General features: G+C 73.2%; 14 protein-coding genes. 5 read left to right on the forward strand and 9 right to left on the reverse strand.

What is annotated here, in order from left to right:
* Positions 1–50 precede the first annotated feature (50 nt).
* Entirely contained in the window at positions 51–1,955 is a 1,905-nt protein-coding gene (locus OIU81_RS06320) for a gamma-glutamyltransferase family protein (protein WP_329144700.1), read from the reverse strand.
* A gap of 260 nt (positions 1,956–2,215) precedes the next feature.
* Here OIU81_RS06320 and OIU81_RS06325 point away from each other — a divergent pair, with 260 nt between their 5' ends.
* Positions 2,216–2,980: an SIR2 family NAD-dependent protein deacylase gene (locus OIU81_RS06325; protein WP_329144702.1), complete on the forward strand. Its 765-nt coding sequence runs from the start codon at positions 2,216–2,218 to the stop codon at positions 2,978–2,980.
* Positions 2,981–3,012: 32 nt separating this feature from the next.
* Here OIU81_RS06325 and OIU81_RS06330 read toward each other — a convergent pair whose 3' ends face one another.
* The 4 genes from OIU81_RS06330 to hydA form a co-directional block, all read right to left on the reverse strand.
* Complete coding sequence (locus tag OIU81_RS06330; RefSeq protein ID WP_329144704.1) at positions 3,013–4,068, reverse strand: lipoate--protein ligase family protein; 1,056 nt, start codon at positions 4,066–4,068, stop codon at positions 3,013–3,015.
* A gap of 61 nt (positions 4,069–4,129) precedes the next feature.
* Positions 4,130–5,686 carry an NCS1 family nucleobase:cation symporter-1 gene (locus OIU81_RS06335; RefSeq protein WP_329144706.1) on the reverse strand — a complete coding sequence of 519 codons (1,557 nt, stop codon included), beginning with the start codon at positions 5,684–5,686 and terminating at the stop codon, positions 4,130–4,132.
* Positions 5,687–5,825: 139 nt separating this feature from the next.
* Positions 5,826–6,824 (reverse strand): TIGR03842 family LLM class F420-dependent oxidoreductase, encoded by a 999-nt coding sequence (locus OIU81_RS06340; protein ID WP_329144708.1) that lies wholly within the window; start codon positions 6,822–6,824, stop codon positions 5,826–5,828.
* Between the two features lie 10 nt (positions 6,825–6,834).
* The gene (hydA, locus tag OIU81_RS06345) at positions 6,835–8,244 is read right to left on the reverse strand and encodes a dihydropyrimidinase (protein WP_329144710.1); all 1,410 of its coding nucleotides are present in this window, start codon (positions 8,242–8,244) and stop codon (positions 6,835–6,837) included.
* Between the two features lie 357 nt (positions 8,245–8,601).
* On the opposite strand from hydA, the gene OIU81_RS06350 reads away from it, so the two are divergent.
* Complete coding sequence (locus OIU81_RS06350) at positions 8,602–9,486, forward strand: ABC transporter substrate-binding protein (protein ID WP_329144712.1); 885 nt, start codon at positions 8,602–8,604, stop codon at positions 9,484–9,486.
* 109 nt (positions 9,487–9,595) lie between these two features.
* Here the strand turns inward: OIU81_RS06350 and OIU81_RS06355 are convergent, their stop codons facing one another.
* Complete coding sequence (locus OIU81_RS06355) at positions 9,596–10,918, reverse strand: aspartate aminotransferase family protein (protein WP_329144714.1); 1,323 nt, start codon at positions 10,916–10,918, stop codon at positions 9,596–9,598.
* Positions 10,915–11,757: a nitrilase-related carbon-nitrogen hydrolase gene (locus OIU81_RS06360; RefSeq protein WP_329144716.1), complete on the reverse strand. Its 843-nt coding sequence runs from the start codon at positions 11,755–11,757 to the stop codon at positions 10,915–10,917. Before OIU81_RS06360 ends, OIU81_RS06355 begins: the two co-directional genes overlap by 4 nt.
* A gap of 194 nt (positions 11,758–11,951) precedes the next feature.
* On the opposite strand from OIU81_RS06360, the gene OIU81_RS06365 reads away from it, so the two are divergent.
* From OIU81_RS06365 to OIU81_RS06375, 3 genes are all read left to right on the forward strand, one after another.
* Positions 11,952–12,383 carry a MarR family winged helix-turn-helix transcriptional regulator gene (locus OIU81_RS06365; RefSeq protein ID WP_329144718.1) on the forward strand — a complete coding sequence of 144 codons (432 nt, stop codon included), beginning with the start codon at positions 11,952–11,954 and terminating at the stop codon, positions 12,381–12,383.
* Positions 12,380–13,888, forward strand: coding sequence for an MFS transporter (locus OIU81_RS06370; protein WP_329144720.1), 1,509 nt, complete (start codon positions 12,380–12,382; stop codon positions 13,886–13,888). The genes OIU81_RS06365 and OIU81_RS06370 overlap by 4 nt, the downstream gene beginning before the upstream one ends.
* A gap of 86 nt (positions 13,889–13,974) precedes the next feature.
* Complete coding sequence (locus OIU81_RS06375; protein ID WP_329144722.1) at positions 13,975–14,529, forward strand: isochorismatase family protein; 555 nt, start codon at positions 13,975–13,977, stop codon at positions 14,527–14,529.
* Between the two features lie 3 nt (positions 14,530–14,532).
* Here the strand turns inward: OIU81_RS06375 and OIU81_RS06380 are convergent, their stop codons facing one another.
* Together OIU81_RS06380 and ggt are read right to left on the reverse strand one after the other, a co-directional pair.
* Positions 14,533–16,020, reverse strand: coding sequence for an amidase (locus tag OIU81_RS06380; protein WP_329144724.1), 1,488 nt, complete (start codon positions 16,018–16,020; stop codon positions 14,533–14,535).
* Between the two features lie 200 nt (positions 16,021–16,220).
* Complete coding sequence (gene ggt, locus OIU81_RS06385; RefSeq protein ID WP_329144727.1) at positions 16,221–18,050, reverse strand: gamma-glutamyltransferase; 1,830 nt, start codon at positions 18,048–18,050, stop codon at positions 16,221–16,223.
* Positions 18,051–18,168 lie beyond the last annotated feature (118 nt).

Raw genomic sequence — 18,168 nt, forward strand, 5'->3', positions numbered from 1 at the left:
CCGGAACCGCTCCGGGCGCCGCCCCGGGCCCCGCACCGCCCCGGGCCGCCTCAGCGCCCGGCCGCGTACCCCTGCATCCCCCGCGGATTCGCCGCCGCGGACAGCACACCGCTCTCCGGGTCCCGGGCCACGGCACACAGCCGCCCCTCGGACCAGTCGTCACCCACCGTGACCCGGTGACCGCGCCGCCGCAGCTCGTCGATGATCCCCCGGCCGATCCGGGACTCCACGGTCACGCTCCCCGGCCGCATCCCGCGGGGGAAGAAGGAGCCGGGGAAGGAGTCCTGGTGCCAGTTCGGGGCGTCGATGGCGCCCTGCAGGTCGAGACCGCCGCGGACCGCTCCGCGCAGCGCCACGGCCAGGAAGAAGTGGACCTGCCACTGGTCCTGCTGATCGCCGCCGGGCGTCCCGAAGGCCATCACCGGGACCCCGTCGCGCAGCGCCAGGGACGGGGTGAGGGTGGTGCGGGGGCGGCGCCCCGGGGTGAGGGAATTCGGCAGGCCCTCCTCCAGCCAGGCCATCTGCAGCCGGGTGCCGAGCGGGAAGCCGAGCCCCGGGACGACGGGGTTGGACTGCAGCCAGCCGCCGGAGGGCGTGGCGGAGACGAGGTTGCCCCAGCGGTCGACGACATCGATGTGGCAGGTGTCGCCGCGCGTGGCGCCGGTCCGGTCGATCTCCGGTGCGACCTCCGCGGGCACCGCACCGGGCGCGGCGCCCGTGAGCACCGCACCGGACCCACCGCCCCCTACGGTCGGCTCGCCCACTCCCCCACCCCCGACGGTCGGCTCGCCCGCTCCGCTGCCGCCGCCCGTCGCGCCGAAGCCGTCCGCACCCGCCGCGGCCGCCACCGCGTGCCGGCTCAGCCGCGGGGTGCGCCCGTCCGGACTGCCGGGCCGCAGTTCGTACGAGGCCCGCTCGCCGATGAGGGCCCGGCGCGCGGCGTTGTAGCCGTCGCCGAGGAGGGTGTCGAGCGGCACGTCCCGGGCGTCGCCGTACCAGGCCTCGCGGTCGGCCATCGCCAGCTTGCCGCCCTCGATGAGCAGATGGACGTACTCGGGGCTGCCGTATGCGGGCAACTCCGATGGCAGCAGGGCGAGTTGCTGGAGGAAGACGGGGCCCTGGGACCAGCCGCCCGCCTTGGCGACGGTCCAGCCGTTCCAGTCGTGGGTGACCGGTGCTTCGTACGTGGCGGAGAAGGCCGCCAGGTCGTCGCCGGTGAGGGTGCCGGCATGGCGTTCACCGGAGGTGTCCATGGCCGGGCGGGCCGCGAAGGCGGCGAGTGCCTCGCCGATGAACCCTTCACGCCAGATGCGGCGGGCGGCGTCGAGCTGCGCCTCGCGGCCGGCCGACGCGGCCTCCGCCTCCGCGATCAGCCGCCGCCAGGTGGCCGCCAGCGGACGGTTCCTGAGCAGCCCGCCGGGGGCGACGGACTTCCCGCCCGGGAGGTAGATCTCGGCGGAGGAGGTCCACTCCGTCTCGAAGAGCGCACGGACCGTCTCGACGGCCTCGCCGATCCGCTCGACGGCGGGATGGCCGTGTTCGGCGTACTCGATGGCGTACCGCAGCACCTCGGCGAGGGATTTGCTGCCGTGGTCGCGCAGCAGCAGCATCCAGGCGTCGAAGGCACCGGGGACCGCGGCGGCCAGCGGCCCGGTGCCGGGCACCAGGTCGAGGCCGAGGGCGGTGTAGTGCGCCACGCTCGCACCGGCCGGCGCCGGGCCCTGGCCGCACAGCACCCGCACCGGCCCGTCAGCGGGCGCCAGGATGATCGGCGCCTCGCCCGCCGGCCCGTTCAGATGCGGCTCCACGACATGCAGCACGAACCCCGCGGCCACCGCCGCGTCAAAGGCGTTGCCGCCGTCCTCCAGGACGGCCATCGCGGACTGCGACGCCAGCCAGTGCGTGGTGGAGGCCATCCCGAAGGTGCCTTGGAGGGTCGGGCGGGTGGTGAACACGGTGACTCCTCGATCGGTGCGGAGGGGCGGGGCTCGGACGTCACGGGCGGGGTGGGGCGGGGCCGTCCCTCACTGGAGGAGGGAGGTGAACTGCCCACGCTCCCGCAGCCCGATCTCATCGGCCGCAGACGGCGGATCGAGGTCCGGCAGCTCCGAGTTCATGTGATTCCTCCGGTGTGGGTCGGGGCGTCATCACCGTACGGGGACACGGCATCACTACCCACTCGCCCCCATCCGCCCCGCTGCGTACCCTCGGCCCCATGACCGGCACCGATGTGTCCCCCGACCAGTCGCCCCGCCGCCCCCTCGTCGCGATCCTCACCGGGGCGGGGATCTCCACCGACTCCGGGATCCCCGACTATCGCGGGCCGAACGGGCTGTGGCGGCGGGATCCGGAGGCGGAGAAGCTCGTCACCTACGACGTGTACATGAGCGATCCGGAGATCCGGCGGCGCTCGTGGCGGATGCGGCAGGAGAGCCCGGCGTTCCGGGCGCGGCCGAATGCCGGGCACGAGGCGGTGGCCCGGCTGGAGCGGTCCGGGACGCCGGTGCGGGTGATCACGCAGAACGTGGACGGGCTGCATCAGCTCGCCGGAGTGCCCGCACGCAAGGTCCTCGAACTGCACGGCACCGTACGGGCGGTCGTCTGCACCCGCTGTCATGCGCGGTCGTCCATGGCGGAGGCTCTGGAGCGGGTGGCCGCGGGCGAGCCCGATCCGGCGTGTCCGGTGTGCGGCGGGATTCTGAAGTCGGCGACGGTGATGTTCGGCGAGCGGCTGGATCCGCAGGTGCTCGGCACGGCCCTGGGTGTGGCGAAGGCGGCCGAGGTCTTCCTTGCCGTCGGCAGCACGCTCCAGGTACAGCCCGCCGCCTCGCTCGCCGGGGTGGCGGCCGACCACGGCGCCCGGCTGATCATCGTCAACTCCGAGCCGACCCCATACGACGACCGCGCCGACGAGGTGATCCGCGAGCCGATCGGCACGGCCCTGCCGAGACTGCTGGAGGGGCTGACGGCGGGCCGCTGAGGATTCCTTCCGCCGGCCTTCCCCCACCCCTGTCAGGGCACGCGCGCCGTCCACTCCCGGGAGCTGAACTTGTCCGCGGCCAGCTGCCGGGCACGGGTCAGTTCCGCGTCCGAGACCGTGCCGTCCGACCCGCCGAAGCGTGCCCGGAACGACGCGATCATCCGGTCGATGACCTCGGCGCGCGGCAGTCCGGTCTGGCGGCGCAGCGGATCCACCCGCTTCCTGGCGCTGGCGATGCCCTTGTCCGACAGCTTCTCCCGGCCGATCCGCAGCACCTCGACCATCTTCTCCGCATCGATGTCGTACGCCATCGTGACGTGGTGCAGCACCGCCCCCGCGCCCGTCACCACCCGTTTCTGCGCCGCCCCCGCGATCTTCCCGGCGTCCGTCGCGATGTCGTTGAGCGGCTTGTACCAAGCCGTGATGCCCATGTCGCCGAGCGCGCCCAGCACCCAGTCGTCCAGGTAGGCGTAGCTCTCGGCGAACGACAGCCCCTGCACCAGCGTCTGCGGCACGCTCAGCGAGTACGTGATGGTGCTCTGCGGCTCCACGAACATGGCGCCGCCGCCGGAGATCCGCCGCACGACCGTCACGCCGTGTTTCTCGGCTCCGCCGGGGTCGACCTCGTTGCGCAGCGACTGGAAGCTGCCGATGATCACGGCGGGGCGGTCCCATTCCCATACCCGCAGCGTCGGCGGGCGGCGGCCCGTCGCGACCTCGGTCGTCAGGACCTCGTCCAACGCCATGTGGAGCGCGGGGTGTTGGGGGCCGTCGTGAAGGATCTGCCAGTCGTGGTCCGTCCAGTCCGTGGCACCCGCGAGCGCGCGGCGCACGGCGATTCCCACGGCCTCGCTGCTGAAGCCGAACAGCACGGCACCGGCAGGAAGGGCCGCGTCGATCCGGGCCGCCAGTACGCGCGCGTCGGTGTCGGCGGCGGCGCCCTCCAGGGAGCGGTTGATGTCCGACAGTGCCTCGTCGGGTTCCAGGAAGAAGTCCCCGGAGACCCGCACCTGACGCAGCGCGCCGTCCACGACTTCCAGATCGACCACCACGAGCTTGCCGCCCGGCACCTTGTATTCACCGTGCACGGTGCTTCCTCCCTGTGGGGTGTCCCGGTGCGATGTCCGGGTGGGTGTCCGACGGCCGATGTCAGGCCGGCCGGCGGCCGTGTCCGGGTGCGGCGGTCATGAGCAGCGTGTAGAGAGCCAGGGCGGTGCACAGGCCGACCGCCCAGCCGTAGTCGGCCAGTGGTCTGAGGAACGGGATCAGGCCGTCGGTGGGGAACGGGCCCTTGCCGGGGCGGGAGTACGAGCCGCCGACCGCGAGCAGTCCGCCGACGGCGAAGGCGAGGACGGCCCGCCAGTTCCAGCCGGCCGCGTACCAGTAGCGGCCGCCGGGACGGTAGAGGTCGGCGAGGTCCAGGACGGTGCGGCGGATGATCCAGTAGTCGGCGATGAGGATGCCGGCGACCGTGCCGAGCAGCCCGCCGACCACCCCGAGCCAGGTGAAGATGTACAGCTCGGGGGTGGCGGTGAGCTTCCACGGCAGGATGACCACGCCGACCACGCCGGTGATCAGCGCACCCCGGCGGAAGGTGATGAGCTTCGGCGCCAGATGGGCCAGGTCGTAGGCGGGCGAGACCACATTGGCGGCGATGTTGACGGAGATCGTCGCGATCAGGACCGTGACCAGCGCGAAGAGCAGGCCGAAGACGCTGTCGGACTTCCCGGCCAGGGCGACCGGGTCCCAGATCGGCGTCCCGTACACCGCCTGTGAGCCGGAGGTGACCAGGACCGAGAGCAGGGCGAACGCCGTCATCGTGGTCGGCAGGCCCAGGGTCTGTCCCCAGACCTGGGCCCGCTGTCCGGCGCCGAAGCGGGTGAAGTCGGGGATGTTGAGGGACAGGGTGGCCCAGAAGCCGATCATGCCCATGAGGGAGGGGAAGAAGACCTTCCAGAAGTCGTGGCCCCAGCCCAGTGCGCTCGGCTGGTCCAGGAGCGGACCGAAGCCGCCCGCCTTGTACGCCATCCAGCCCAGCAGCGCCAGCGCGCCGACGAGGACGAAGGGCGCGGCCCAGTTCTCGAAGCGGCGCAGGGTCTCCATGCCCCGGTGGATGATGGCGAGTTCGACGGCCCAGAAGACCAGGAAGCAGAACCAGAGGGTCCAGGGGTAGCCGCCGACGGAGGCCGCCTCGGCCCAGCCACCGCCGAAGATCTTGCCCAGCAGGATGTAGATGCCCTGGCCGCCGATCCAGGTCTGGATGCCGAACCAGCAGCAGGCCACGGCGGCACGCACCAGCGCGGGCAGGTTGGCGCCGCGCAGCCCGAACGACGCCCGGGCCAGGACGGGGAAGGGGATGCCGTACTTGGGGCCCGCGTGTCCGGTGAGCAGCATCGGGACCAGGACGACGACGTTGGCCAGGGCGATGGTGAAGACCGCCTGCAGCCAGTCCATGCCGAGCGCGACCAGGCCGGAGGCGAGCGTCCAGGAGGGGATGTTGTGGGCCATGCCGACCCACAGGGCGGTGAAGTTGTAGGTGGTCCAGCGGCGTTCGGCCAGGGGGACGGGCCGCAGGTCGTCGTTGACGTAGCGGCCGTGCAGGGCGATGGCGCCCGGTGCGGGTTCGACGCGGCCGTCCGGGGCGGTGAGCTGCCCGGGCGGCGCTATGGGGAGGTCCGGCGGCACGGGTGAGGGGGTAGCGGGCATACGGGGGCCTTTCGTCCGGGTACGGGCCGCCGGCGGCCGGGCGGCGGGACGGGGCGTCGGCCCGCGGGGCCCGGTCCGGCGGCCGGACACCGCCGCCACCCGGTCCCGCGGCCGTAAGGTGCCGCGCCCCGCCGCCCGTTCAGGCGAACGCGGGAATCAGCTCTGTTCCGTAGGCGTCGATGGTGGATTCCTTGGCGTCGTGCATGGCGTAGACCGCGAACTGGTCCACGCCCAGCGCCTTGAGCTGTTCCAGCCGCTCGCGGTGCGCGGCGACCGGGCCGAGCAGGCAGAAGCGGTCGATGACGGCGTCCGGGACGAAGTCGGCGTGCGGGCTGCCGGCCCGGCCGTGCTGGGCGTAGTCGTAGCCCTCACGGGCCTTGATGTATTCGGTCAGCTCCTCCGGGACCAGCCCGGAGCGCTCGCCGTAGCGTGCGACGAGGTCGGCGACGTGGTTGCCGACCATGCCGCCGAACCAGCGGCACTGCGCGCGGGCGTGGTCGAGGTCGTCGCCCACATACGCGGGTGCGGCGACGCAGATGGTGACCTCGGCCGGGTCGCGTCCGGCATCCGCCGCGGCCTGCCGTACGGCCTTGACCATCCACTCGGTGAGGAAGGGGTCGGCGAGCTGGAGGATGAAGCCGTCCGCCAGCTCGCCCGCCATCGCGAGGGCCTTGGGACCGTAGGCGCCCATCCAGACCGGCAGCTTGCCGTTCGTGATCCAGGGGATCTGGACCCGGTGGCCGCCGACGTCCGCCGCCCGTCCCTCGGCGAGGTCGCGGATGACGCCGATCGCCTCGCCCAGCCGGGCCAGGGTGTTGGGCGGCCGCCCGGCCACCCGCATCGCGGAGTCGCCGCGGCCGATGCCGCAGACGGTGCGGTTGCCGTACATCTCGTTGAGGGTGGCGAAGGTGGAGGCGGTGACCTCGGGGGTGCGGGTGGAGGGGTTGGTGACCATCGGGCCGACGATCAGCCGCTCGGTGTGGTCCAGGATGCGGCTGTAGATGACGAACGGCTCCTGCCACAGGACGGCCGAGTCGAAGGTCCAGCCGTAACGGAAGCCGTTGCGCTCGGCCCGGCGCATCAGGGAGACGACGGCGGAAGCGGGCGGGTCGGCCTGCAGAACGAGTCCGAAATCCACGGCGGGCTCCTTAGATGAGGTACTGGCAGGTGCCGCGCGGGATGTACTGGCCGTGCCCCGCGTGCCCGGTGAACTCCCGCCGGTCGATGACGAGTTCACCCCGGGAGAGGACCGTCTCCACCCGGCCGGTGAGCCGCTTGCCCTCGTACGGCGAGTAGTCGACGTTCATGTGGTGGGTCTCGGCGGAGAGGGTCTGCTCGGCGGTGGGGTCGTAGAGGACGATGTCGGCGTCGGCACCGGGGGCGATGGTGCCCTTCTTCGGGTAGAGGCCGAACATCCGCGCCGGGGTGGCGCAGGCGATCTCGATCCAGCGCCGGCGGCTGATCCGGCCCTCCACGACACCCTGGTGGAGGAGGTCCATCCGGTGCTCCACACCCGGCATCCCGTTGGGGATCTTGGAGAAGTCACCGCGGCCGAGCTCCTTCTGCCCCTGGAAGCAGAAGGGGCAGTGGTCGGTGGAGACCACCTGGAGGTCGTTGGTGCGCAGCCCCCGCCACAGCGCCTCCTGGTGCTCACGGGGCCGCAGCGGTGTGGAGCAGACGTACTTGGCGCCCTCGAAGTCCGGCTCGGCGAGGTTGTCGGTGGACAGGAACAGATACTGCGGGCAGGTCTCGCCGAAGACGTTCAGCCCCTTGTCGCGGGCCTGGGCGATCTCGGCGAGGGCCTCCTCGGCGGAGACGTGGACGACGTAGAGCGGTGCGCCGGCGACCCGCGCCAGCTGGATGGTGCGGTGGGTGGCCTCGGCCTCGAGGAGGACCCGGCGGACCTCGCCGTGGTAGCGCGGGTCGGTCTTCCCCTCGGCCAGCGCCTGTTCGACCAGGACGTCGATGGCGATGCCGTTCTCGGCGTGCATCATCACCAGCCCGCCGTTGTCGGCCGAGCGCTGCATGGCCCGCAGGATCTGCCCGTCGTCGCTGTAGAAGACCCCGGGGTAGGCGGTGAACAGTTTGAAGGAGGTGACGCCCTCCGCCACCAGGAGGTCCAGCTCCTTGAGGGTGTGCTCGTTGACGTCCGAGAGGATCATGTGGAACGCGTAGTCGATGGCGCATTGGGCGTCGGACTTGCCGTGCCAGGTGTCCAGGCCGTCGCGGAGCGACTTGCCGCGGGACTGCACCGCGAAGTCGATGAGGGTGGTGGTGCCGCCCCAGGCCGCGGCGCGGGTCCCGGTCTCGAAGTTGTCGGAGGAGAAGGTCCCGCCGAAGGGGAAGTCCAGGTGGGTGTGTGCGTCGACGCCGCCCGGAATGACATATTTGCCGGTGGCGTCGAGGACCCGGTCCGCCGCCCCGGCCCAGCTCTCCGCGCCGGGACTGCCGTGTGCGGCGAGGGCGGCGATCCGGCCCTCCTCCACCAGGACATCGGCGTGGATCTCATCGGCGGCGGTGATCACCAGTCCGCCCCGGATGAGCGTACGTCCCACCATCCCTGCTCCCTTCCGCATCAACGACATCCGTGTGGCACCGGAAGGCGGAGCCCGACGCGCACCGTCCCCTCGGCAGGTCCGCTCCGCTGACGCCACGTCACCACCGGTCTACACCCGTAGATTCCGGCCGAGAGGGAGACCGTAGAAGCATGTCACCCACGGTGGCAATACCGTGACCGTGAATCAGTGGCGACGGTCGTGTTGCGCCCACGATCAGCTGGACGGTTGAACGCGCGCACGGCGGGGGCCGGAGGGGTGCGGGGGTGGCGCGATGGGCAGATATCCGCCGACGCGGGCGGGGACCCTCGCGGGCGGGCGGTACGGCACCCTGACGGACGACGCGGAAGGCGGCAGGTCATGGACCAGAGCACACCGTGGGAGTTCTCCGACGACCGGGGGCGACTCGCGGTGGCCGGGGAGCGGCCGTACCGGATCGTGGCGTACATACAGGCGGGGGCGACGCTGTGGGACCACGGGATACGACCCGTGGGGCTGTTCGGGTCCCCGCACGACGGCGCCGCCCCCGACCCCGCCAAGAGCGGGGAGCTGCCGCTCGCCGAGATCGACTACCTCGGCGCGGGCCACGCGCTGCACCCGGACGCCGTGCTGGCGGCCGAGCCGGATCTGGTGGTGGCGGTGACCTACGACGGCGAGCAGGTCTACGGGCTGGAGCAGAAGACGGCGCAGGAGCTGGAGACGCATGTCCCGCTCGCCACGGTCGCGGTGGGCCCCGGCCGCAGCCTGGCCGAGGTGCGCGAACGGTTCGCGGCGCTCGCCGGCTCGCTGGGCCGCGGCGAACCCCTCGGCACCGCACGTGAGTTGGACGCCGCGGAGGACGCCCTGCGGCAGGCGGCCGGCGGCGCGGTACGGCCGCGGGTGCTGGCGCTGTCGCCCGCGGGTCCCGAGCGGGTGCATCTGGCGCGGCCCGGCTCGTGGCCGGAGCTGCGGGCACTGACCGAACACGGGGTGGGTCTGCTGGAGCCGGCGGCGGGGGCCGGGCTGAACTGGACCACGGTCGGCTGGGCGGACGCCGCGGCGATGGACCCGGACATCGTGCTGATGGATGTGCGGGGCAACGCCGCGCGGCCCGGGGAGCTGCGCACCGATGAACACTGGCGCGCGATCGAGGCCCGGGCCCGGCTGCTGCCGTGGAACCCGGAGGCCCCGTGCAGCCGGCGGGCGCACACCCGCTTCCTCACCCTGGTGGCCGAGACGGTCCGGGAGTCGGCGGCGCGGGCGTAGGCCGTGTGCGCGCGGTCCCGTCCGGCCGGGCCCGCGGGCCCGGCCCGGGACACGGCCGGAGCCGGAGCGAGGACACCGACCCCGGCCGGGCCCTGCCGCAAGCGCGCACCTAGGACGGCGTCAGCATCCCCTGGGCCGCCTGGAGGGCGTCCGCGAGCAGTGCCGCGCCCTCTTCCGCCTCGGCGACGGTCAGCGTCATCGGGGGCGCGATGCGCAGCGAGGCGCCGCCCTGGCCTCCCTTGCCGACCAGCAGACCGCGCTCCCGGGCGGCCTCCATCACCAGTGACGCGGCCTCGGGCGCGCGCTCGTCGGTGCCGGGACGGACGAGTTCGATGCCGATCATCAGGCCGCGGCCGCGCACTTCCCGTACGACGTCGAGGCCGGCGGTCACCGCCCGCAGCCGTTCGATGAGCAGTCCGCCGACCCGCCGGGCGTTGCCCTGGAGATCGTGTTCGAGCAGGTAGTTGAGGTTGGCGAGGCCCGCGGCCATGGTGACGGGGCTGCCGCCGAAGGTGGAGATGGAGTTCGCGGTGAGCGAGTTCATCACCTCGGCGCGGGCCACCACGCCGCCGATGGCCATGCCGTTGCCGATGCCCTTGGCGAAGGTGAGCAGGTCCGGCGGGCCGTTCTCGGCGTGCGCCTGCCAGCCCCAGAAGTGGTCGCCGGTGCGGCCCCAGCCGGTCTGCACCTCGTCGCTGATCCAGAGGATGCCGTGCCGGGCGAGCACCTCGCGGAAGGCGGCGTACAGGCCGTCCGGCGGCATGGTGAACCCGCCGATGCCCTGGACCGGCTCGGCGATCAGCGCGGCGACGCCGCCCGCGGTCTGCTGGAGCATGTCCTCCAGGTCGGCGACGCAGGCCGCGGTGTACTCGGCGTCGCTCATCGCGGCGTACGGGCCGCGGCTGCGCACCCCGCCGTGCACATAGAGGGTCTGCAGCGGCGAGAGGCTGGTCGGCGACCAGCTCTGGTTGCCGGTGATGCCGACGGTGGAGAAGGAGCGGCCGTGGTAGCTGTTGCGCATCGCCAGGATCTGGTTGGAGCGGCGGTGCGTGGTGGCCAGCAGCAGGGCCGCGTCGTTGGCCTCCGTGCCGGAGGTGGTGAAGAAGACCCGGGCGTCGGGGATGCCGGACAGCGCCACGATCCGCTCGGCCAGGTCGACCATGGGGCGGGAGAGATAGAGCGTCGAGGTGTGGATGATGCGGCCGGCCTGCTCGCTGACGGCCTTGGTCACCTCGGGCAGCGCATGGGCCGTCATGGTGGTGAGGATGCCGCCGAAGAAGTCGAGGTAGCGGTTGCCGTCGGAGTCCCAGACGTGCCGGCCCTCGCCGTGGGTGAGTTCGAGCGGCCGCTCGTAGTAGAGGCTGAGCCAGGAGGGCAGGACGGCCTGGTGGCGGGCGTGCAGGCTCGCCGGCTCGTGGGGCTGCTGGGTCACGGCTGCACCAGCCCGTCGTACGCGTCGGGGCGGCGGTCGCGGTAGAAGGCCCACTGCTGGCGGACCTCGTCGATCAGGGAGAAGTCGAGGTCGCGGATGACCAGTTCCTCCTTGGAGTCACTGGCGAGCTCGCCGACGAACTGTCCCCGGGGGTCGACGAAGTAGCTGGTGCCGTAGAAGTCGTTGTCGCCGTACTCCTCGACGCCGACCCGGTTGATCGCCGCGATGAAGTACTCGTTGGCGACCGCGGCCGCGGGCTGCTCCAGCTGCCACAGGTAGGCGGACAGGCCGCGGGAGGTGGCGGAGGGGTTGTAGACCAGCTGGGCGCCGTTGAGGCCCAGCTGCCGCCAGCCCTCCGGGAAGTGGCGGTCGTAGCAGATGTAGACGCCGACCTTGCCGACGGCGGTGTCGAAGACCGGCCAGCCGATGTTGCCCGGCTTGAAGTAGTACTTCTCCCAGAAGCCCTTGACCTGCGGAATGTGGTGCTTGCGATAGGCGCCCAGGAAGGTGCCGTCGGCGTCGATGACGGCGGCGGTGTTGTAGTAGAAGCCGGACTGTTCGACCTCGAAGACGGGGACGACGATGACCATGCCGGTCTCGCGGGCCAGGTCCTGCATCCGCCGGACGGTCGGGCCGTCGGGCACCGGCTCGGCCCAGCGGTAGTGCTCGGGCTCCTGCACCTGGCAGAAGTACGGAGCGTTGAAGACCTCCTGGAAGCCGATCACCTTCGCGCCCTGCGCGGCCGCCGCTCTGGCGTACTCCTCATGCTTCGCGATCATCGATTCGGTGTCGCCGGTCCAGGTGGCCTGGACCAGTGCGGCACGCACAACATCGGCCATGAGCTGCTCCTTTGTCGATGCGTCAGCCTGCAGCCCGCGCGGGGATCTACGCGGGTGGAGGTGACCGTAAGCCCCGTCACGCACCGTGGCAAGACCATCTCCCCCGTGGCGCGCCCGTGCGCCTCCCGGGAATATTGACCGGATATCGACAGGCAAACTTGCAAGTTCACCTGTCGATATTCTACGCTGGAGGCATGCCGGAAAAGGACCTCGAACGCCTCGCGACGGAGCTGGGCTCCGCCGTCTCCCTGCTCATGCGGCAGATGCGCATCGCCTCGCCGCACGGCGAGCTCACCCCGAGCCAGCGCTCGGCGATCTCCCGCATCGACGCCGAGGGCGAGGCCACCATCGCCGCCCTGGCCCGCGCCGAACGGGTCCGCCCGCAGTCCATGCGGGCGACCGTCGGGGCGCTGGAGGAGCGCGGCGTCCTCACCCGCAGCCCGCATCCGACGGACGGCCGCCAGGTCGTCTTCTCCCTCACCGAGGAGGGCCGCCGGATGCTCGCCGTCGTGCGCCAGGCCAAGCACAACTGGCTGGCGGTGGCCATCGCCGACCGGCTGACCCCCGAGGAGCAGCGGACCCTCGCGACGGCCACCGAGCTGATGCGGCGGCTGATGCCGCAATGAACGACATCCCCACCCCCGCACGGGGCAGCGCGGCACCGGAGGCGGCCATACCGCCCGCGGGCGTCGCCCCGCCGCAGGACGCCGGTGCGGCGACCGGCCCCGGGGCGCCCCCCTCGGGCCCCGGTTCCGGTCCCGCCTTCGGCGCCCGGCTGATGGCGCCCCTGCTGCTCGGCTCGCTGCTGAACCCCATCAACTCGACGATGATCGCCACCGCGCTGGTGGCGATCGGGCAGGACTTCCACGTCGGCGCCGCCGACACCGCCTGGCTGATCTCCGCGATGTACCTCGCCAGCGCGGTGGGCCAGCCGTCGATGGGGCGGCTCGGCGACCGCATCGGGCCGCGCCGGGTGTTCGTCGCCGGTGCGCTGACCGTCTGCGCGGCGGGCGTCCTCGGCGCGTGCGCCCCCAGCTTCGCGCTGCTGATCGTCTCTCGGGTGGTGCTCGGGATCGGCACCGCGGCCGCCTACCCCGCCGCGATGGCGGTCCTGCGCGCCGAGTCACGGCGGACCGGCCTCCCCACCCCTCGCCGGGTGCTCGGCCGGCTCTCCCTCGCCGCGCTGGGCAGCGCGGCCGTCGGTCCCACGCTCGGCGGGCTGCTGGCCGCGACCGCGGGCTGGCGCGCGGTGTTCGCGGTGAACGTCCCGCTCGCCCTGCTCGCGCTGCTCGGCGCACTGTGCCGGCTCCCCGCCGACCGGCCGGACGCCCGGCCCGGAGGCGCCCGGACATCGTCCGGCTCCCTCGACCCGCTGGGCATCATCCTGTTCGCCGCGGCACTGACCTGCGCCATGGCCTTCCTGCTGCGGCTGGCGGACCCGCAGTGGCTGCTGCTGGCGCCGGCCGGGGTGCTCGCGGGCGTCCTGGTGTGGTGGCAGCTGCGCCACCCCGCGCCCTTCATCGACCTGCGGATGCTCGCCCGTAACGGCGCGCTGGTGCGCACCTACCTCCGTCACGGACTGGCCTATCTCGTCATCTACTGCGTGCTGTACGGCTTCAGCCAGTGGCTGGAGCAGGTGCACGGCGCGTCGTCCTTCCAGGCCGGGCTGATCATGCTGCCGATGTCCCTGGCGGCCGCGGCCTGCTCGCTCGCAGGCGCCCGGACGCGGGGCATCCGCGCTCCGCTGACCCTCGCCGCGGCCTGTCTCGCCCTGGGCAGCGGGGTCTTCCTCCTGTTGCAGGGCACCGGCCCGCTGCTCGCGCTGCTGTGTGCCGGGGCGCTGTTCGGCATCCCGCAGGGCCTGTCCTCGACCGGCAACCAGGCCGCCGTCTACGCCCAGGCCCCGGCCGACGGCGTGGGTGCGGCCGCCGGGCTCCAGCGCACCGCCCAGTATCTCGGCGCCATCACCGCGGCCGGCCTCATCGGGCTGCTGTACGGGCAGCGCGCCTCGGACTCCGGGCTGCACGAGATCGCCCTGATCGGCGTCGTGCTCGGTCTGCTGCTGCTCGCCCTGACCCTCGCCGACCGCAGCCTGCGGCCCGGCACCTCCCGGACCGGGGCCGGCGGCTGAATCCGGCCATCGGTCCCCCGGCCACCACGGCCACCACAGTCACACCCGTCATAGCGTCACCATCCGTCACCACCCAAGGAGCACCCGTGCCCGCCACCACTCTCGATGCCACCTCCGCCCTGATACTGATCGACCTGCAGCGGGGCATCGCCGGTCTGCCCTGTGCCCCGGTGCCCTCCGCCGAGGTCATCGGGCGCGGCGCCCGGCTGGCCGCCGCCTTCCGGGCCCACCGGCTGCCCGTCGTCCTGGTGAACGTCACGGGCGGGGCGCCGGGCCGCACCGAGTCACCGCGGCCGGGCGGCACCCCGCCCGCCGACTGGGCGGAGCTGGTGCCCGAGCTCGACCGGCAGGACGGCGACATCCTCGTCACCAAGCAGCAGTGGGGCGCCTTCCACGGCACGAACCTGGACCTGGAGCTGCGCCGCCGCGGTGTCACCCAGGTCGTGCTCGCCGGCATCGCCACCAGCATCGGGGTCGAGTCCACCGCCCGTGCCGCGCACGAGCACGGCTACCACGTCACCGTCGCCACCGACGCGGTGACCGACCTGGATCCCGAGGCGCACCGCAACAGCGTGGAGAAGGTCTTCCCGCGGCTCGGCGAGACCGACACCGCCGAGGCCATCCGCGCGCTGCTCGGCTGAGGCTCAGCGCGGTACGCCGTCGAGCGGCGCCGGGTGTCCGGGCGGGCGCCGCTCGTGCCAGCGCAGATCGTCCTCGAGCTGGGCGGCCAGCGAGATCAGCAGGGGCTCCGCGTGGGCCGGACCGAGCAGCTGGGCCCCCAGCGGCAGACCGCCGGCGCTGAATCCCGCGGGCACACTCACGCCCGGCCAGCCGAGGACGTTCCACGGCCAGGCGTACGGGCAGGCAGCGATCATGGCCTGATCCGTACGCCAGCCGTTGAGCTTGGCGAGGGTGCCGATGCGCGGGGGCGGGGTGGCGGTGGTCGGCGTCAGCAGGACGTCGTAGGGGCCGAACAGCGCGCCGATGCGGGACTGTTGGCGCCGTTCGACGGCGCGTGCCCGGCGCAGCACGGGGCCGCCCAGCAGCCGGCCCATCCGCGCCGCTCCCCGGGTACGGCGGTCCAGCAGGGCGCGGTCGGGGACCCGGTCCGCCCACTCCCCCACACCGGCCGTGGCGCGCGGCACGAAGGCGAGCCCGACCAGCCCGTAGTCCGGTTCGGCCTCCTCGACGAAGTGCCCCAGGCGCGCCAGGGTGTGGGCGAGCCCGGTCACCGCGGCCCGGACATCGGGGTGCAGCGGTTTGCGGGTGAAGGTGAGGGCCGCCTTCCAGGACAGCGCGATCCGCAGCCGGCCCGGGTCGCGGCCGGCCGCCTCACGGGCCGCGATGGCGGGCGGCCGGTGCAGATCGCCGTCGTGGTTGCCGCTGGCCACGTCCAGCAGCAGCGCCGCGTCCTCGACGGTACGGGCCAGCGGTCCGATGCCGGTGATGCCCTGGAAGGACTCGGGGTCCGGCCAGGTGGAGATGCGGCCGCGCTGGGGTTTGATGCCGACGAGATGGGACCAGGCGGCGGGGATGCGGACCGAGCCGGCGCCGTCGGTGCCGAGCGCGGCCGGCACCAGCCCGGCCGCGACCGCCGCGGCCGAGCCGCCGGACGAGCCGCCCGGGGTGTGGGCGAGGTTCCAGGGGTTACAGGTGTTGCCGAAGGCCGGGCCCTCGGTGAACGGCCACTGCCCCAGTTCGCAGGCGTTGGTCTTGCCGACGATGATCGCGCCGGCCGCGCGCAGCCGCCGGACGACCTCGGCGTCGCGCTCCTTGGGCGGGAACTCGCCGGCGCAGCCGAACGCGGTCGGCTCGCCCGCCACATCGGTGTCGTCCTTGACCGCGACCGGCACTCCGAGCAGCGGCAGCCGCTCCCCGGCCGCCAGCCTGCGGTCGGCCTCCGCGGCCTCCGCCGGCGCCGCCTCGGCCCGCACCCGCCGGAAGGCGTTGACCGTGCCCTGGGTGGCCGAGATGCGCTCCAGCGCCCGCCGTACCAGCGCGGTCGAGGTCACCCGCCCTTCGGCCAGCGCCCGCGCCTGCTCGGCGAGGCCCTCCAACTCCCCGGCCGGTGCACCGGTGTGCCGGGCCGGGGCCGTCCCGGTCTCGCTGTCCTGGCTCTCGTCAACGCTCACGCTGCGTGCCCTCCCTGGGACCGCTCATTCGAACGAACGGTCCCAGGAGGCTAATCGCCACCTCGATCACCATCAACGGTGCCGCGCGGTGCGGCACATCGACGACACACGGACGGCACACAGGGGCCGGGCGGGTACCGGTGGTGTGTCGTCCGGGATCCACCGCTCGCGGCGTGGACCGGACGCCCCCGCCGGCGCCGTCACTGCGGGTGGACGACCATCGCCGAGCCGCCGCCGCGCCGTACCTTCTCGGCCGCGGCCAGCCAGCGGCCGCCCGGCAGCCGCTGGACGCCGGTGGCCGCCCCGATCTCCGGGTTCTGCTTGAAGGCGTGGCCGAGCGCTTCGAGTTGGGTGCGCAGCGGGCTGTTCCACAGGGCGGGTTCGAGTTCGGTCTGTGCCGCGTTGCGCTGGCTGGCACGCGGCGCGGCGATGGCGTCGGCCAGCGGCATCCCCCGGTCGAGGTGGTTGACCAGGGTCTGCAGCACGGTGGTGATGATGGTCGCGCCGCCGGGCGAGCCGAGCGCCACCACCGGCCGGCCGTGCCGCAGCACGATCGTCGGCGAGATGGACGACCGCGGCCGCTTGCCGGGGCCGGGCAGGTTCGGGTCATGGACGGCCGGGTCGGCGGGCGCGAAGGAGAAGTCGGTGAGCTCGTTGTTGAGCAGGAAGCCGCGGCCCGGGACGACGATGCCGCTGCCGCCGGTCTGTTCGATGGTCAGGGTGTAGGCGACGACGTTGCCCCACTTGTCGGCGACGGTCAGATGGGTGGTGTTCTGCCCCTCGTACGTCGTCGGAGCGGCCTTGCCGGCGCTGCCGCAGGGCGTGGGGTGACGCGGGTCGCCGGGCGCCAGCGGGCTGGTCAGGGCCTTGTCGTCGCGGATCAGGCAGGCCCGGGAGTCGGCGAACCGCTGGGAGGTGAGGCCCTTGGTCGGTACGTCCTCCTGCGCCGGGTCGCCGACCCAGCGGCCGCGGTCGGCGAAGGCGATCCGGCTCGCCTCCAGGTACCGGTGCAGATACTGCTTCTCGCTCAGGTGGGAGAGATCGCTCTTCTCCAGGATGTTGAGCGCCTCGGCGACGGTGGTGCCGCCGGAGGAGGACGGTGCCATGCCGTAGACGTCGAGGCCGCGGTAGCGGGTGTGCGTCGGCGCCTGGCTCAGGGCGCGGTAGGCGCGCAGGTCGGCCGTGGTCAGCCTGCCGGGCCGCACCTGGCGGGTGGAGCCGGGGCGCACCGGCGGTTTGCGGACGGCACGGACGAGGTCGCGGCCCAGCGCGCCGTCGTAGAGCGCGCCGACGCCCTTCGTCGCCAACTTCCCGTAGGTGTGCGCCAGATCCGGGTTCTTCAGGGTCGAGCCGACGGCCGGCAGCTTGCCGCCGGGAAGGAAGAGGCCGGCGGTCGCCGGGAAGTCCCGGAAGCGCGCCTCGTTGTCCGCGGTCTGTTGGCGGAAGGTCGCATCGACGGTGAAACCGTCGGCGGCCAGCTTGCGGGCGGGGCCCAGCACCTGGCCCAGGGACCGGGTGCCCCAGGTGCGCAGCGCGGTGTCCCAGGTGGCGGGGGTGCCCGGGGTGCCGACGCCCAGCCCGCTGGTGACGGCCTGGTCGAAGGGCAGCGGTGTGCCGTTCTCCAGGAAGAGGTCCTTGCCGGCCGAGCGCGGGGCGGTCTCCCGGCCGTCGAGGGTGCGTATGGAGTGCGACCGGGCGTCGTAGGACACGAAGTAGCCGCCGCCACCGATGCCGGAGGAGTAGGGCTCGGTGACCCCGAGGGCGGCGGCGGTGGCGACCGCGGCGTCGACGGCGTTGCCGCCCGCCCTGAGCACCGAGATGCCGGCGGCGGAGGCGTCCGCGTCGACGCTGGAGACGGCGCCGCCGTAGCCGACGGCGACCGGGGCCTTCTGCGGTGCGGTGGCACGGTGCGGGGCCGCACGGCCGGGGTGCGGCGGCGCGGCGGAGCCGGCCGCGGCGGGAATCGCCACCATGGAGCCGGCCAGCGCGGCGGCCGCTCCCAGGACGGTGAGGCGTCGGACTCTGGTCATACCGGGTTCCTCCAGGGGCCTGCGAGGGGCGGCAAGGGGCCGGAGCCTACTCGTGTGCACAGCGCGCCGACAGAGGTGCCGCGGCGGCGGTACGCCCATGGCCGTACGGATCAGCCGC

The organism is Streptomyces sp. NBC_01454, from assembly GCF_036227565.1.
Taxonomy (GTDB): Bacteria; Actinomycetota; Actinomycetes; order Streptomycetales; family Streptomycetaceae; genus Streptomyces.

Excerpts from the sequence above, each read along its gene's own strand:
- hydA (WP_329144710.1), bottom strand. The coding sequence starts at position 8,244 with ATGGTGGGACGTACGCTCATCCGGGGCGGACTGGTGATCACCGCCGCC.
- ggt (WP_329144727.1), bottom strand. The coding sequence starts at position 18,050 with ATGACCAGAGTCCGACGCCTCACCGTCCTGGGAGCGGCCGCCGCGCTG.
- OIU81_RS06360 (WP_329144716.1), bottom strand. The coding sequence starts at position 11,757 with ATGGCCGATGTTGTGCGTGCCGCACTGGTCCAGGCCACCTGGACCGGC.
- OIU81_RS06365 (WP_329144718.1), top strand. The coding sequence starts at position 11,952 with ATGCCGGAAAAGGACCTCGAACGCCTCGCGACGGAGCTGGGCTCCGCC.
- OIU81_RS06335 (WP_329144706.1), bottom strand. The coding sequence starts at position 5,686 with ATGCCCGCTACCCCCTCACCCGTGCCGCCGGACCTCCCCATAGCGCCG.
- OIU81_RS06325 (WP_329144702.1), top strand. The coding sequence starts at position 2,216 with ATGACCGGCACCGATGTGTCCCCCGACCAGTCGCCCCGCCGCCCCCTC.
- OIU81_RS06370 (WP_329144720.1), top strand. The coding sequence starts at position 12,380 with ATGAACGACATCCCCACCCCCGCACGGGGCAGCGCGGCACCGGAGGCG.
- OIU81_RS06350 (WP_329144712.1), top strand. The coding sequence starts at position 8,602 with ATGGACCAGAGCACACCGTGGGAGTTCTCCGACGACCGGGGGCGACTC.